At 50.0% G+C, this 16,060-nt stretch carries 14 protein-coding genes and 1 tRNA gene; 5 read left to right on the top strand and 10 right to left on the bottom strand.

All coding sequences use genetic code 11. The annotated features are described in order from the left end of the window. Positions 1-44: 44 nt before the first annotated feature. Genes FH871_RS13985 through FH871_RS13995 form a run of 3 tightly spaced genes read right to left on the bottom strand, consistent with a single transcriptional unit; the run spans position 45 to position 2,819 of the window. Positions 45-668 (bottom strand): Uma2 family endonuclease, encoded by a 624-nt coding sequence (locus FH871_RS13985; RefSeq protein WP_138992056.1) that lies wholly within the window; start codon positions 666-668, stop codon positions 45-47. Positions 669-687: 19 nt separating this feature from the next. Next, the gene (rlmB, locus tag FH871_RS13990) at positions 688-1,506 is read right to left on the bottom strand and encodes a 23S rRNA (guanosine(2251)-2'-O)-methyltransferase RlmB (protein ID WP_138992057.1); all 819 of its coding nucleotides are present in this window, start codon (positions 1,504-1,506) and stop codon (positions 688-690) included. Continuing rightward, positions 1,479-2,819, bottom strand: a complete 1,341-nt coding sequence (locus FH871_RS13995) for a GWxTD domain-containing protein (protein WP_138992058.1) — start codon at positions 2,817-2,819, stop codon at positions 1,479-1,481. Before FH871_RS13995 ends, rlmB begins: the two co-directional genes overlap by 28 nt. Positions 2,820-3,028: 209 nt before the next feature. On the opposite strand from FH871_RS13995, the gene FH871_RS14000 reads away from it, so the two are divergent. After that, positions 3,029-3,796, top strand: a complete 768-nt coding sequence (locus FH871_RS14000; RefSeq protein WP_138992059.1) for a bifunctional 2-polyprenyl-6-hydroxyphenol methylase/3-demethylubiquinol 3-O-methyltransferase UbiG — start codon at positions 3,029-3,031, stop codon at positions 3,794-3,796. Between the two features lie 41 nt (positions 3,797-3,837). Here the strand turns inward: FH871_RS14000 and FH871_RS14005 are convergent, their stop codons facing one another. Beyond that, entirely contained in the window at positions 3,838-4,722 is an 885-nt protein-coding gene (locus FH871_RS14005) for an SDR family oxidoreductase (protein ID WP_229317284.1), read from the bottom strand. A gap of 132 nt (positions 4,723-4,854) precedes the next feature. On the opposite strand from FH871_RS14005, the gene FH871_RS14010 reads away from it, so the two are divergent. Next, the gene (locus FH871_RS14010; protein WP_138992060.1) at positions 4,855-5,982 is read left to right on the top strand and encodes a PLP-dependent aspartate aminotransferase family protein; all 1,128 of its coding nucleotides are present in this window, start codon (positions 4,855-4,857) and stop codon (positions 5,980-5,982) included. Here FH871_RS14010 and FH871_RS14015 read toward each other — a convergent pair. The 5 genes from FH871_RS14015 to FH871_RS14035 form a co-directional block, all read right to left on the bottom strand. Continuing rightward, positions 5,979-6,839, bottom strand: coding sequence for an SDR family oxidoreductase (locus FH871_RS14015; RefSeq protein WP_138992061.1), 861 nt, complete (start codon positions 6,837-6,839; stop codon positions 5,979-5,981). The genes FH871_RS14010 and FH871_RS14015 overlap by 4 nt on opposite strands. 271 nt (positions 6,840-7,110) lie before the next feature. Further along, positions 7,111-8,280 carry a cysteine desulfurase family protein gene (locus FH871_RS14020; protein ID WP_138992062.1) on the bottom strand — a complete coding sequence of 390 codons (1,170 nt, stop codon included), beginning with the start codon at positions 8,278-8,280 and terminating at the stop codon, positions 7,111-7,113. 87 nt (positions 8,281-8,367) lie between these two features. Further along, a complete protein-coding gene (glmM, locus tag FH871_RS14025) occupies positions 8,368-9,777 on the bottom strand; it encodes a phosphoglucosamine mutase (RefSeq protein ID WP_138992063.1) in 1,410 nt (469 codons plus the stop codon). A gap of 177 nt (positions 9,778-9,954) precedes the next feature. Beyond that, a complete protein-coding gene (locus FH871_RS14030) occupies positions 9,955-10,797 on the bottom strand; it encodes a transglutaminase family protein (protein WP_138992064.1) in 843 nt (280 codons plus the stop codon). A gap of 36 nt (positions 10,798-10,833) precedes the next feature. Continuing rightward, positions 10,834-11,559 carry a peptidase gene (locus FH871_RS14035; protein WP_114406081.1) on the bottom strand — a complete coding sequence of 242 codons (726 nt, stop codon included), beginning with the start codon at positions 11,557-11,559 and terminating at the stop codon, positions 10,834-10,836. 252 nt (positions 11,560-11,811) lie between these two features. Between FH871_RS14035 and FH871_RS14040 the strand changes: the two genes are divergently transcribed. The 3 genes from FH871_RS14040 (at position 11,812) to FH871_RS14050 (ending at position 14,178) form a co-directional block, all read left to right on the top strand. Next, positions 11,812-12,486 carry an NUDIX hydrolase gene (locus FH871_RS14040; protein WP_138992065.1) on the top strand — a complete coding sequence of 225 codons (675 nt, stop codon included), beginning with the start codon at positions 11,812-11,814 and terminating at the stop codon, positions 12,484-12,486. A 127-nt stretch (positions 12,487-12,613) separates the two neighbouring features. Next, positions 12,614-12,685, top strand: a tRNA-Arg gene (locus FH871_RS14045). 647 nt (positions 12,686-13,332) lie between these two features. Beyond that, positions 13,333-14,178, top strand: coding sequence for a hypothetical protein (locus FH871_RS14050; protein ID WP_138992066.1), 846 nt, complete (start codon positions 13,333-13,335; stop codon positions 14,176-14,178). Between the two features lie 597 nt (positions 14,179-14,775). On the opposite strand, the gene FH871_RS14055 is transcribed toward FH871_RS14050, so the two are convergent. Next, the gene (locus tag FH871_RS14055; protein ID WP_138992067.1) at positions 14,776-15,912 is read right to left on the bottom strand and encodes a hypothetical protein; all 1,137 of its coding nucleotides are present in this window, start codon (positions 15,910-15,912) and stop codon (positions 14,776-14,778) included. Between the last annotated feature and the right edge of the window lie 148 nt (positions 15,913-16,060).

Consider the following 16,060-nt stretch of genomic DNA (forward strand, 5'->3'; position numbering starts at 1 on the left):
TGCAAATCTTACGAAAACAGCCTGGAACGAAGCGCTTTTACTGTTTATTCAACAACAACCCCCTTCTTCACCAGAAAAGCCCCAATATTGAATTCCTGCCCGTCCATCAGCTCGATGCTTTTATCCCAACTAAATGTCTCGATACGTTCTTTGGTAGCAACCATAACCACTTGTGCTTCGGTAAGGACCCAGATGACTTTTTCAACACCAAAGTCCAGTAACTTGCCGGTTTTCTTGTAAATATAGCCGGTTTCAGTAAGTTCTGAAATCGCAATACCGATGTCAACTTCAATGACAAATTTTGGTGGGACATTGGTGTATTTTTTCGAAATCTTAGCCGGAGTCAGAATAGCCTGATCATAAATACCGATATCATTTGATAGATTATCCCGGTTATTAAGATGAACACCTGGTTTACTAATGAGAACAAAGTATTTCTCATCGTCAATAAATGAGAAGATAATTTTTGCTAAGTACGAAATAAGCAAGGCTTGTAAGCTACTTGAACCCATAATTTCTTCCAACGTTTTTTTTCCGGCTAGCACGTCTTCATAACCCCTGTAATACAGGGGTTTGCCATCTAACACCTCACAAATCAGGTAGTCCGGAATTTTACGTTTTGAACGGGAAACCGGTGTTTGCCGGGCTTGTCCTATCGCTACTGCCATTGCTTTCGTCTGTTACTACTCAATCCCCTTCATCAACCGGCGGTTCGTTGTCACTAAAAATCCGTTGCCGAACCGCTTCGTACAACACCACGCCCGTGGCCACCGACACGTTCAGCGACTCGACCTGCCCCACCAGCGGAATGCGGGCGTGGTGGTCGGCCAGCCGCAACAGTTCATCCGAAATACCGTCATCCTCCGAGCCCATAACAATGGCTGTCGGGCCAGACATATCAATGTCATACAGGTAGTTGTCGGTTTTCTCGGTACAGGCCACGACTTTAATGCCCGACTCTTTCATGTATTTCAGGGTCTCTTCCAGATTGACTTCGCGGCAAACCGGCAGGTGACTCAGAGCGCCCGACGAGGTTTTCATGGCGTCGGAATTGATGAGGGCTGCTCCCCGCGCCGGAATCACAATGCCCTGCGCACCCGCACACTCCGCCGTCCGGGCAATGGCCCCGAAGTTTCGCACGTCCGTAATCCGGTCGAGCACCAGCAACAGCGGCACCTGCCCTTTTTCGTAGACGCCCACAATCACGTTCGAGAGTTTGGCGTAAAAAATCGACGACACGAAGCAGATCGCTCCCTGGTGGTTTTTCCGCGTAATGCGTTCCAGTTTTTCAACCGGCACGCGCTGAATGGTCACCCGGCGCTCAAACGCGAGTTGCTGAATTTCGGGAAAGCTGCCTTCCTTGACCAGATACAGCCGGTCGATGTCCTTTCCGGAACGCAGAATTTCGGTAACGGATTGGATGCCAAACACCATCTCGTCGCTGGCGTACTGTTTGGGCTTTTTGGTATGAAACGTATTTACTCGCGAATTGCTCCGGTTCTCCATGCTTCGACTACGGGATACCAGACGGGTTGATACTCGACATATCGCACCAGTTCATAGTGATCCTCAACAAATTGATTAGGTTTTCGATTAAAGGTAAAGTTAATTTCCGAGACATTCGCACGTTGGTTATACACCCAGACTTCCCGGTCGCGGCTGCGCTGAACCCGGTCGGGTGGTCCCAGCACGATGTAGATCATTCCTTTGTCGGTTTTCCAGCCTTCCTTGTAGGTGGTAAAAAGGCGGTTGGCTTCTTCTACGCGCCCATAATATGCCCGAATGGCACCTTTTGCCAGATTCTGGTCACCGGCCATCAGCGTCAGCCAATACCGGTCGAGTGCTTTTTTATAATCTGCAGCCGTATTCAGGCTATTGATTTCAGTATTGGTGCTGACGTACAAAATGGGCTTGATCAGTTTTTCGGGCCGGGTCATTTTCGGAAAGCGATTGTCGGCCACGACCAGACCCAGACCGAAGGCATCGGCGGTATCTTCCACAAAATAATACAGCCCTTCGTCCGGTAGCGAAAACGGCTGGTTGGTCATCACCGTCATGGTCGAGTCGACGCCCATCACCTTAGTCGCCGGGCGGGGTGTGGTGTTCATCGGCGACTGTGCCGGATCGAAATCGTGCCGGTACCGGAACAGATGCAGTGGTTTCGAAACCGCCCCCAACACATCCCGTACCACCACCGTATCTCCGGCATTGACAAAATGGTGCTGCTGCGGCAGGTTGGTTTTCGGATCGAAAAATGCAAACCGATCGCTCAGCTTGACGGTCTTAAACCGGATGGGTAAATCGTTCAACACCTTACGGCCCGTACTGATTTCGGTAATTTCGAGCAACATGACTCCGTTCACGGTGTTGGCGGGTTTCTTCACATCAAACGCAACCGTCAGCACATCGCCCGCTTCGGGGGTGGCTTCCCGGATTACCGACTCGGCCGTCAGCGGAACGTTGCCATAAGCCAGTCGTTCGCGGCTGTTGTAGTCCGGATAAACGACGTAGTTAAGCATAAACCGGGACGTAAAATCCTCGACCGTGGCATGTTCACTGCCCTTCCGAACCATCAGGTTCATATACACCCGAATCGATGAGGAATCTTTTCCCAGAAACCGGCCTTTGGTCGAAACCACCCGCCAACTGGTTTCCGTCGGTCTGGCCGGAGCCGAGGCACTAACCGGTGCCGACCTCGGCGCCGACCGATCCGCCGATCGTTCGGTTTGGCTGGTACTGCTTTCCGGATTTTTGGTACGCTTGCCGGAAGCACAGGCTCCCAGCAAGGCCGCACAGAGTATGATAATCGCTATTCTCATAAGGCTTAAATTCTATTCATACCTAAAACGAACAAAACGCCCAATCCCATCAATTCCAATTCGTTTTTTCAAAGCTACCGCAAATCAAGTAACTTTACCGAAAAAAAGAACGATGAGGACCCGGTTTATTCGAAAGCTACGGCTTTAAGCACGCGTTCGTTTTAGCCGAATCCTTCTTCCAACTACCCGAGTCACCGCTCAGGCATCCTATGTATAAAACCACCGAAATTACCTCCGCCGAAATTGCATCCGACAATCCCGTTCACCAACGGTTGTTATTTCCGTACGTCGAAGCCGCCAAAATCGTGCGCGGCAAGGTGCTGGAAATCGGTTGCGGATGGGGACGCGGACTCGAATTGCTGACCAAAGCGGCTGACCACTACACCGGCATCGACAAAAATGAGGAGTTGATTCAATCGCTCCGTCAGGAATACCCACAATCTACGTTTATTCAGGCCAATATTCCTCCACTGAGCGGGTTAGCCGACAATAGCTTCGATTATATTGTCACATTTCAGGTCATCGAACACATTCAGAATGATGAACTCTTCATTAAAGAAGCGTTTCGGGTGCTGAAGCCCGGTGGAACGCTGCTGCTGACCACCGTCAACCGCCTGTTTTCGCTCACCCGCAATCCGTGGCACGTACGCGAGTACACCGCCGACGAACTGAAAAAGTTAATGCTGCGGTATTTTCCAAAAGTCGACACCCGCGGTATTCACGGCAATGGAAAAGTGATGACTTACTACGAGCAGAACAAGAAATCGGTCGAGAAAATTACGCGCTACGATGTGCTGAATCTGCAACACCGTCTGCCCCGCTGGATGCTTCAGGTGCCGTATGACCTATTGAACCGCCTGAATCGCAATAAATTACTGGAACAGGATGGTTTGGCCGCTGAGATTCAGTATACGGATTATGAGCTGACCAACACGCCCGCCGGAAGTCTGGATTTCTTTTATCTGGCCCGGAAATAAACCCGCGTGTGTGAAACCCTGATAGCGGTTTCACACACGAACTACTCTTTCCCAGCCTTATTAGACTCCTTGATCGCCTGTCCGATTTCGTCCCATTGCTCCGGGGTCACGCTTTCGAGGTGATTGAATTCCCCCGCCGACAGGACTTCCCCACCGTCGATGGTAATGCACTCGCCGGTAATATACGCGGAGTAGTCGGACAGTAAATAAGCCGCCACGTTCGCCAGTTCCTGGTGTTCGCCAGCCCGTTTGAGCGGAATACGGCTAATGGGATCCATCATCTTTACCAGCGGTTCGGGGAAAAGCCGATCCCACGCACCCTTGGTAGGAAAAGGGCCGGGCGCAATCGCATTCAGACGAATCCCGTATTTCGCCCACTCGGCCGCCAGCGACTTGACCAGAATCAACGCTCCGCCTTTGGCGACGGCTGAGGGGACGACATAACCGGAACCCGTTGTGGCATAGGTCGTTGAGATATTCAATACCGTTCCCGGAATCTTATTTTCAATCCAGTATTTTCCCACCGCCAGCGTGAAATAATACGTCCCGCGCAACACGATATCGACCACGACGTCGAACGCTTTGTAGGATAACCGCTCGGTTGGGCTGATAAAATTTCCAGCGGAGTTATTCAACAGCGCATCAATCCGCCCAAATCGTTCGACGGTTTGGGCAATCACCTGTTCGATTTCCAGCGGTTTGCGCACGTCACAGACCAGCGGCAATACCTGCCCGCCCGTTTCGTCCATCAATTCAGCGGCAGCGGCTTCCAGAACGGGTAATTTTCGGCTGCAAATAACCACATTGGCACCCAGTTGCAGAAAATACCGGGACATCGATTTCCCCAACCCTGTACCCCCACCCGTAACAATAATTGTTTTATCTTTCAACGCGCCTTCGCGAAGCATGCCCTCAGCTTTGATCATAATTCGGGTTAGTTATATTTCCGCCAGTTATTGACCGATGGAAACTTGCGGTAAAGTACAAAAGCCGTCTTTTGTATAAAAAAATCGGGAAGGCTTTTCGCTAAATTATTTTCATACACAACTAGAAACCCTATGCATCCTGAAACACTCGCCATCTACCAAACTCGTATGGCCGACGCCAACGCCGGAGCTGTCGTCCCCCCTATTTCGCTCAGCACCACCTTCGAACGGGAAGCCGATGGCTCGTTCCCCCACGGACACATTTATAGCCGGGCCAGCAATCCAAACCGCGATCTGCTCGAAACCGCCCTGGCTCAACTGGAAGGCGGTTTTGCCGGACTGGCCTTTAGCTCCGGGCAAGCCGCCACGATGACCCTGCTACTGGCCCTGCGACCGGGCGATCACGTCATTCTCGGCGATGATGCTTACCACGGAACTCCGGCCCTGCTCGAAGAACTTTTTCATCCCTGGGGACTGACCTACACCCGCGTCGATTTTACGGATCTGGAAGCCATCCGGAGTTCCATTCACGAAAATACCAGCCTGATCTGGATCGAAACGCCATCCAATCCGCTGTTGAAAATTGCCGATATTCAGGCGATTGCCGATCTGGCGCACCAGGCCGGGGCGTGGTGTGCCTGCGACAATACCTGGGCAACGCCGATTCTGCAACGCCCGCTTGACTTAGGCTGTGATGTGGTGATGCATTCCACGACCAAGTACATCGGCGGCCACAGCGACGTTTTGAGTGGCGCGTTGATTTTTAAGGAAGACGGTGATTTCTACCAGCGCGTTCGGCGGTATCAAACCCTGGGCGGTGCGATTGCGGCCCCATTCGATTGCTGGATGCTGCTACGCGGCATTAAAACCCTGACAATCCGGGTGAAGGCGCAATCGGCGACGGCTTCGCAACTGGCGCAATTCCTGCATCAGCATCCCGCCGTTGAAGCGGTTCATTATCCGGGTCTGGAAAGCCATCCGGGACACGCCATCGCGCAGAAACAGATGACGCAGTTTGGGGCCATGCTGTCGGTTCAGATCAAGGGCGGTTCCGACGCAGCCATGACGGTGGCAGGTCGCGTCCAGCTCTTTACCCGCGCTACCAGTCTCGGCGGAATCGAAAGCCTGATCGAACACCGGGCATCGGTAGAAGGCCCCAACACGACGACTCCCCAGAACTTACTACGGATTTCGGTTGGTCTTGAACACGCCGACGATCTGATCGCTGATCTGGAACAAGCGTTAAATGCGCTGACTTAAACCGTTACCTGGTGTTTTTTCAGGTGGGTCAACTGTTCACTCAGCGTCCAGAGCTTTGTGGCATTGAACCGGCTTTGGGCGGCTTCGCTGGGCTGTTTGGGGCGGTTTTTGGCAAAATACAAACCCGTCACTTTGTCCACTTCGGGCGACGAGGCCAGGTAAATACCGGTTCTGGCGCCTTCCTCCGGACTGATGAAAAAAGGACGCGCCAGGTTGAAAAGCAGACCTTTGAGGTTGCTGTAATTCTGGGCAAAATTGGTCTTCACCACGCCGGGGTGCAGGCTGTTGGACGTGATGCCGTCATCGGCCAGACGCTCAGCCAATTCGTTGGCGAACAGAATATTACACAGCTTCGAGGCTCCGTAGGCTTTCATGCCTTCGTAATGTCGTGGTTGGGCCAGTTCATCGAATTTGAAACCCCGATCCCAGCGATGCGCTTCGGAGGAGACGGTAATGACGCGGGAATCTGTTCCTTTCCGAAGCAGGTCGATCAACAGATTGGTCAGCAGAAACGGCCCCAGGTGGTTGGTGGCAAAGGTTAGCTCGATGCCTTCGGGCGTATATTGTTCTTTTTCAATATATAAACCGGCATTGTTGATCAAAACATCCAGCCGGTCGAAGCGGTCGATGACTTCCCGCGCGGCCTGAATCACGGACGACTGGCTGGCCAGATCGCACCAGAGCAGATCGACATACCCGGTTTTGCTGACGCTCTTGATCTCCTGACGAACGGGCCGGGCTTTTTCCAGATTCCGGCAAAGCATGATGATATTGAAACCTTTTTTGGCTAATTCTATTGCGGTTATTCGCCCGATGCCGGAATTGGCACCAGTAATCAGACACGTTCGGGACTGCATGGTGGTTTGTTTGGGTTACAGGAATGGTAACCCGCTGAGGAAGGAAGAAGTTTTGAGAATGCGGTAATAACGAATAGTGAATGTTGAATACCGAATAGCGAAACGATGCCTCCTCGCTGGTCAGCGTCCCTTCTTTCGCTATTCAATATTCGTTATTCAGTGTTCGATATTTGCTTTAATTATACCTGTAAAATGGTGAATATCAAATGTAAAAGTGGCTGGTTCTTCTAACTTTCACATTTGATATTCACCATTTTACAGGTATAATTCCTTATTTCACAGCCGCCTGCTCGCGTTTGAACAGCTCGACCAGCGTATCAACGGCATAATCCACTTCTTCGACAGTATTGTATTTGCTGAACGAAAACCGGATGGCTCCCCGCTCGGCATCGTTGTGGGGCAGAGCCGAAAGCACGTGGGAGCCGAGGTTGGAACCACTGGTGCAGGCGCTGCCGCCCGAAGCCGAGATGCCCGCAATGTCGAGGTTGAACAGCAGCATATCGCTCATTTCGGACGACGGCAGACCGACGTTCAAAACCGTATACAAACTTTCGGAGAGATTAGCCGACAGCCCATTGAACGATACGCCATCCAGCCGTTCGCGCAGTTGACCAATCATCCGGCTTTTCAGACTTTCGATGTACTGCCGGTGGCTTTCCATCTCGGCATACGCAATTTCCAGCGCTTTGGCCAGCCCCACAATCCCATAGACATTTTCAGTTCCGCCCCGCATGTTGCGCTCCTGCGAACCGCCGTGAATAAACGGATGAATCGGGCCACGACCGGATTTGGTATGCGCATTCACGTACAGAAAACCGACGCCTTTGGGGCCGTGGAATTTATGGGCGGCACCGACGATAAAATCGACCGGAAGCTGCTGTAAATCATGCCGATAATGGCCCATCGTCTGTACCGTATCGGAATGAAAAACCGCTTTGTGTTCCTGACAAAGCCGGCCAACCGTTTCCAGATCGAGCAGGTTGCCGATCTCGTTGTTGCCGTGCATCAGCGACACGAGGGTGTTGGGATGCGCCCGGAGCAATTCTTCCAGATGCAACAGATTGATGCGTCCCGCTTCATCCACTTCCACCAGATTCAGCTTGACCGCACCCTGCTTATGCAGGTGTTCGAGCGTGTGCAGCACGGCGTGGTGTTCGAGCGGAGACGTGATGGCATGCGTTAACCCGTAGGTTTCGATGGAACTGCGGATGGCGGTATTATCGGCTTCGGTTCCACCCGAGGTAAAGAATATTTCGGCCGGGGACGTGTTGAGTAGCGTAGCGACGGTTTTGCGGGCCCGCTCGATGGCCGTCCGGACTTTCCGTCCGTGGGAATGAATCGAAGAAGGATTGCCGAATTCCTCAGTCATGAGCGGAAGCATGGCTTCCAGCACCTCCGGGTCGAGTCGGGTGGTGGCGGCATTGTCAAAGTAAGCGCGCATTGTGATGTTGTGTAATACACCACAAAGGTACTAAATTAGAAATTGCCCCCAACCTCCGAATCGGGCTGGGGGTGAATCGGATGCCGATTATAACTTGGCTGCAATCACTTCTTTAATATCCGAAATGATTTTGTTGGCCAGGTAATCCGCCGTTGAAAGCGTATCGGATTCGGAGTAAATCCGGATGATGGGCTCGGTATTGGATTTGCGCAGATGCACCCACTCTTTGTCGAATTCGATCTTGACACCGTCGATGGTGTTGATGGGATTTTTGGCGTATTTGGCCTTGATCCGGTCCAGCACTGCGTCGACGTTGATGTCTGGCGTCAGTTCAATCTTATTTTTGGAGATGTAATAATTCGGGTACGTTCGGCGCAGCATCGATGCCGATTTGCCAAATTTGGCCAGGTGTGTCAGGAAAAGGGCAATCCCCACCAGCGCATCACGGCCCAGATGCAGATCCGGATAGATAATACCGCCGTTGCCTTCACCACCGATGGCCGCATCGACTTCTTTCATCATTTCCACCACATTGACTTCACCAACCGCCGAAGCCGAATGCTTTCCACCATATTTTTGCGTCACATCGCGCAGGGCGACCGTCGACGACAGGTTCGAAACCGTGTTGCCCGGTTTTTGATCCGCCGACCGGTTTTTCAGCACATAATCCGCCACGGCCACCAGCGTGTATTCTTCACCAAACGGAGAACCGTCTTCGCAGATGAGTGCCAGCCGGTCGACATCGGGATCGACTACAATGCCGAGATCGTATTCGTTTTTCTCAATTTCGACAATGATGTCGCGCAGGTTTTCGGGCAGCGGTTCCGGATTGTGGGCAAACTGACCCGTGGGTTCGCAGTGCAGTCGCTGAATCGATTCCACGCCCAGGGCCTCCAGCAACATCGGAACGACAATACCACCAGTTGAGTTGACGGCGTCGACGATGAGCCTGAATTTTCGGGCCGCAATGGCTTCCCTGTCGACCAGCGGCAGGGCCAGAATGGCGTCGATGTGCTTTTGAAGCCAGGTGTCGTCGGTTCGGTAGGAGCCTAATTTCTTGACGTCCACAAAGTCGAACGCTTCCGATTCGGCTATTGCCAGCACGTCGGTGCCATTTTCTTCGGAAATAAATTCCCCTTTCTCGTTCAGCAACTTGAGTGCATTCCACTGAATCGGGTTGTGGCTGGCCGTCAGGATAATCCCACCGGCGGCTTTCTCACCCGTCACGGCCAGTTCAACCGTTGGCGTAGTCGATAAACCCAGATCGATCACATTCAGCCCCAGCCCCTGAAGGGTGGCGGCTACCAGCTTTGAAACCATCTCACCCGACAACCGACCATCCCGCCCAATCACGACCGTGCGGTTATCGGGATGGCGTTGCCGTACCCACTGTCCGTACGCTGCTGCAAACTTCACTACATCCAGGGGTGTAAGGCCATCGCCACTACGCCCACCAATGGTTCCACGAATTCCGGAAATCGACTTTATTAATGCCACGTTGAAAGAAATAATGAATATACTGAATGGTTTACGTATAAATGGTTTTATTTATTGAATGGCTTGATTATTAAACAATTACTCAATTGTAACGAATGTATAATCCTTTTTGCCATCCACCCATTTCCAACCACGCAGCCATTGAAACAAAGATAACTTCTTTTTCCGATCCTCAGCCTATTCGGTTCCGGTTATCGAAACGGTCGTCGTCATGGTCGAGCGGGCCTGCCCCCGAAACGTACCGGCTAAAGGGGCCAGCCGATCGTGGAAAAAGGATGCCGCCAGGAAAACATGGTGATTGATGACCACCGAGCCTTCCGTCGGATCGAAACCGCGCCAGCCCGCACCGGGCAAATATACCTCGGCCCAGGCGTGGAGTTCGTGGTCCTGCTGCGGATTTCCGTATAGATACCCACTTACGAACCGGGCAGCCAGCCCAATGCTCCGACAGGCCGCAATGTACAAGACGGCGTAATCACGGCAGGAGCCTTTGCGCGAAATCAGCGTCATCTCGGCGGACGTCGCCGGTCCTTCATCGCGGGTTTCATACACAAAATTATTGCGGATTGTCGTGCAGAGGTGCGACAGAAACGGTACGGTTTGCCATTTGGCTTCCGACGCGATCTGCCGGGCATATTGTTCGACAAGCGTGGTGACGGCGGTTCGTTCGAGATACGGTTCCAGCATTTTCCGGTCGGCGTCCGAATAATTGAACGGGATGCGCTGCGTTTCGAACGGAAACAGAAAAAAGTCGTAGGCGTTGTACAGGTCCGATTCGATTTCCGTCTCGGCCCTCACGACCAGCGTATCGGTCTGGCTGGTGAAATAAATCACTTGCTGCGTGTTGCCTTCGATATCGACATTGCTGACCAGCTTGCTGGGCAGCGGATCAATGTGCAGCGTGTAGTGGTTTAGCCGTTGGTGCGGGTAAATTTTGGGGTATAAATACAGGGTATGCGGTTCCAGAGATACCGCTGCTGAATAGTCATACCGGAGTTCATGCCTTACCCGAAGTTTCATTGGTGCGTAGAGGTGGTTAACGCGTGGCTTTCCGAATTAGAGTATTTTGTCAAATATGGGATTCATCCAGGCCGTTGGGAGTTTACGAACTGAATTGTTCAGTAACGCACTCCACTGGTTCGACACGCCTTCCATATCTTCTTTTTCGAGTCGGTGCTCGGTCAGATGAAAACTATCTTTCGCGTATACCACCACATCGAGTGGATAATCCACGTCATTGGCGCTGACCCGCGTGGCATCAAACGCCAGGAAGCCCATTTTCAGAGCATCCTGCAGGGAGGATTCGTAGGTCAGATTCCGGTACAACAGCGGTTTTCCGTAGCCCGAATTGCCGATGATCTTGAACGGAGAACCGTGGTCGACTTCCACCCAGTTTCCTTCCGGATAGAGCAGAAAAAGTTTGTGTTCTTCGTCGTCTTCCAGTTGCCCGCCCACAATGGCGTTCAGATTAAAGTGCATGCCGGACGCTTCCAGCGCGGCTTTATCTTCAATGGCCACGCGCCTGACCTGCTCACCGAAGGCATTCACCGCCTTGTACAATTTGTTGAAGGACCGGTCTTTCTCCCCAATCACTTCCCGAAAGTAGGTGATGGCCTTGTCGCGGACGGAGCGCAGCCCGGAGGTCATGATGAACAGAGAGTGATTTTCCAGTTCGTGAACCGAAATCTTACGATTACTCGAAACTTCGGAGCCGGAGGTAAGTCGGGTGTCGGCAATGGCGACTAAGCCGGAGGCTACTTTGATACCTAAACAATACGTCATTGAATCTGTAAACTACAAGCTATGGCGAATGGCAAATATACACGTTTCCGAAATTTGCCCCCCGATTTAAACCGGTTTTTACAAAAACAACTCGTTTTTGTTTTGACAAGGCAGTGGAAAACAGCAAAAGATCAGGTCTGGATTAAAAATTACCGGACTTTAAAAAAGGGTTTGTTACTTGCGTATCGGATGCGGTACGGCTACTTTGCCGGGTCGCAATAACCGAAAACAATCCCTCCAAAACGAATAAATATGAAAAAAGAATCGCTGGCTGATGCGCCCAAATACCGGTTCTGGAAACAACAGGCCGAAACCAACGGACTGACCATCAACAAAATAGACGAGTTTTACATCCGCCGACGCCACAACGGCGAGGTACTTTTCGCCATGCTGGAAGTGGATGCCAACACACCGGAAGGCGACAAAATACCACCCGCGCTATTTCTGAAAGGCCACGCAGCGTCGGTGCTGGTGTGCCTAATCGACCAGGAAACGAAGGAGAAATACGTGGTGCTGGTGCGCCAACGGCGGATCTGCGACGGCTCACACACCTACGAACATCCGGCGGGCATGGTCGACGCGTCCGATGACCCGCAGGAGGTGGCTGCCCGCGAGGTGGGCGAAGAAATCGGTCTGGATGTCAAACCGGAGGAGTTGACCAAACTCAACAACCGGCTCTGGTTTCCCAGCACCGGCACCAGCGACGAAGCCATGCATTATTTCTTTGTGGAGCGCGAACTGCCGCGCCAGCAAATCATGGATTTTCACCACAAGGACATGGGTGTGGCCTCCGAATTGGAACGCATTACCACTGCCGTAACGACCTTGCCCGAAGCCCACAAGCTCATCACCAACATCAACGGGCTGCTGATTCACTTTTTATACCTCCACGCGGTGGGTGATTATGACACCATGAAGTTGCTGTAAGTGAGGGAGAAAGGCGCCAAGGCTCCCAAAAAAAGGGGCAAATGAATAAAAAAGAAAAAGCCGGGCTTGCGAAAAAGGCATAACAATCACTATATTTGCAACCCGAAACGGGCAGTAGCCCGCGAATGGACCCGTAGTTCAATGGATAGAATTTCGGTTTCCGGTACCGACGATAGGGGTTCGAATCCCTTCGGGTTCACGATAAGCCTTCTACGATAGCGTAGAGGGCTTTTTCATTTTTATTCAGGATCACTAAGCCTGCACCTACAACGCAGCAAATTCGATTTGCCACCCTTTTCCTGTAGGGAAATTAATCACATGCGCTAAACCGCAGCAGCCGAAGAGTGCCCTCAAAACGGCAGATTACAACGATTACATTCTGGAAAGTAGTAGATTGGACAAATCAACGCCTGAGTTAAAAATAGTCTACCCATTGCCGATAAATTTTAAAGAAATGTACGCAGACTTTGAAGATGGAAAGTCACATCTCCTTCATCTGTTTTTGGAAGGTTCTTCCTTAGTAAGCATCCCGAACTAAAGTAATGTGGTCCATTCTAGTTTAAATTTTCACATGCATTGTTTTTACGTATGTGACCTTGAAAACGTTACCGGCTTCCATATGACAATAGTAAGGCCGTTCGAGGTCATATATTTACCATAATAGCATCAAAAATTCAACGTATTCAGTAAACTGTCAGTCAATTTGGCTCGTTTCGATAAGAAGTGAGCCTGGCAGATTATTTCTATATACATTCTGAATTTTATAGAATGTACCTTCCAACTTTTGAACATATATTAGGGTCATAATTCTATTCGTAGCCAACTATTCACTAAATTTTATTTCCGATGAAGCTACTTTTTACCCGCTTTGCAATTCCTGGGACTTTTTTATTTCTGTTTGGTTCCTGTTCAGTGCAGGACCATTTGGTACCCGCTACAAGCCAACAATGTAAGATTGCGGATATGGTCTACCAAAGCTCCACGATCGACCTGAAAAATCCAAAAGAGAACCTTGAAATCGATGGGCAAAAGATTGAGATAGGGATTTATGCACACGAGCAGTACGAATATGACGACCAGGGCCGGGTCACCAAAGTGAGTTATCTGCCAACGCCCACGCAATTAAAGGATGTCCGGACAGACCGCTACGAATATCCCGCCAATCAAATCGTCCATAGCATAACGTACCCAAACGGCTCGGAAAGCAAATCTACCGCTACGGTCAATGAGCACGGCAATACTGTAAATCCTACCTCCTCCTATCAATACGAGTATAACTCCGATGGGTTTATTGTGAAATCTACGTTTCCTTATTCCTGGAACAAACAATCGTTTGGTGATGGCGTAGCGGAGTATACAATAGAGAATGGTAACATCGTCAAATATACAACCTACCAACCCCAGTCAGGTCTTAAAAGTACCACTCTCTATGAATATGATCTTTCCAAACCCAACCTTCCTTCGATTTATTGGTTTGCCGTAAAAAAAAGCAAAAATCTTCTTACCCGAATGACACTTTATTACGGTTCCAGCCCGGCAAACGGGTCCTTCCTTTTTGAATACCATTATACCTTCGACAGCAATGGCCAGGTAAAGCGTCAAGTTGAAGTCGATTATACTTACGCGGCTAACGGTTCGAAAAGCAGGACCTCTGTTCAGGTAATCGATTATACTATTAATTGCAAAGAGTAGGCTTACCATTTAATGATAAAAAAACCGGTTGTGTTATAACCGGTTTTTTTATCGCAGCTTTCTTGACTGATAATAATTATCTAGTTTTCAGCTTTCTTATACCTGGCCATACCATTTTAAGCTCATGTTGATCACCCCTCTAGCACCGTGAAATGATCAACCTTCTCTTCTCTCTACTGATCGCAACGTTGCTGGTATCCTGTACCAAGAGAGACATTACGCCAGATTGCGGTTGTGACAGCACGTTTTATCAAGAATTATCCAAGGTGAAAGCCGCTTATTCAAGAATGGCACCTTTCATTATATTGATCCTCAGAATTCCAATCATATCGTACCAATAGAGCTTTGTGATCCTACTTTAGCCGATCCTGCTTGGCAACCTTTCACTGAGTACAGGTTTATTCTTCGTGGTCAAAAGAAGTACTCCTGTCACATACCAGGTGTAGATAATTTTACGACTGTATTTCGGCTGGTCTTTACTCAGATCATAAAAGAATAAAATACGATGATGCTCGGTTTTTGTGGTATTATTGAGTTATCAAAGTCTGATTTTTCCGTTTCTCCAGACTCTTTTTTAACTAGACTTATGTAAAGGAATCATTTATAATACCCCCAAACTTCCCGATTCTTAGCCACGTCTTTCCCCATTACCTGGTTGACTACCAATTCATCTAACACCGTACGTCCTTCCAAAAGATCCGTCGACAAGGTATTTACCGGCACGAATTTCGTTCGCTTATCCAATGCCGTGGTAAACATAAAGGTCACCGGTAAAGCGTACCGACCTGCATACTCCGATTTGGTTTTAGTCAGATTACTTAAAGCTTTTGTAACCTCTTCCCCAAATCCAAACCCGACATTTTCCGGACTTAGTAATTGGACGTTAGCCAGTTGCCCCGCCTTTGTGATCTCAAAACCGACATACACCCGAGCGTATACCTGTGCATTCCAGGCCCGTGCGGGATACTTGATGTGCGTCCTAAGCAGGTCTTTAAAAACAGCATCCGTAGACAAGGAGGTTGAATTGAGTTGAGCTGCTACCCTCAAAGAATCATACAGACCCACGACATTGATTACCTGTTCGACGGTAAGCTGCCTGTTCGGCAGTTTGGAATCAAGGATGTCTTTTTGATCCTCCAGAACTGAGAGCAGAGCGCTTTTTGTCAAGGTAATGGGTTGGGGGACGGCATCTCCTTTTTGAAGGAAATACCGTTGATCAACCTGATAATAACCGACAAAGGGGTTGTCTTTATCGTACCCATTACTGATCGACATTTTAACGTAACGGCCTTTCACACTTTTTAAAAGCTTCGTTTGCCCTCCAGTAAGCTCCGTCGTATACAGCGGGTACTTAATGCCCATTACACTCTTTACCTGACGAATGTACTCAATACCATTAATGACAAATGAATGAGGGGTGACTGTCTTCTCCGTTAAATCGCCTTCGAAACGGCACAATACTTCCTGGCTTACTACATTGTAAGCCAGCACGCAAGCGACCGCTTGTCCCGATGGGTCTAAACGAATTCGGCCTTCCTGCCATACCGGGAAGCTGACATATTCACTGCCTAAAATGGAAACCTGTTTATAGCGCGGGGTAGTTTCAGACGTAAAATTACTTGATTGACACGTCGTGATTACTTGCCCATGCACGTCTTTGGTAACCGTACATTGCCCCAGCGCGTTGACAATACTCACATACAGCAAGGTCGAAAAAAGGATAAAGCACTTCATCGTTTTGGTTTAAATCGAACCCTAAAATCCTTTTAGGCAGAATGTTACTCAAGACGCTGTTGAAATTAGATTTTTCGCAATCATGGTTCTACTTTATCAATTGTGTCAATTACGGATTCGATTATCATCTTCCCATTGCATCCTCCAT

This window comes from Larkinella sp. C7, assembly GCF_006149005.1.
Lineage (GTDB): Bacteria > Bacteroidota > Bacteroidia > Cytophagales > Spirosomataceae > Larkinella.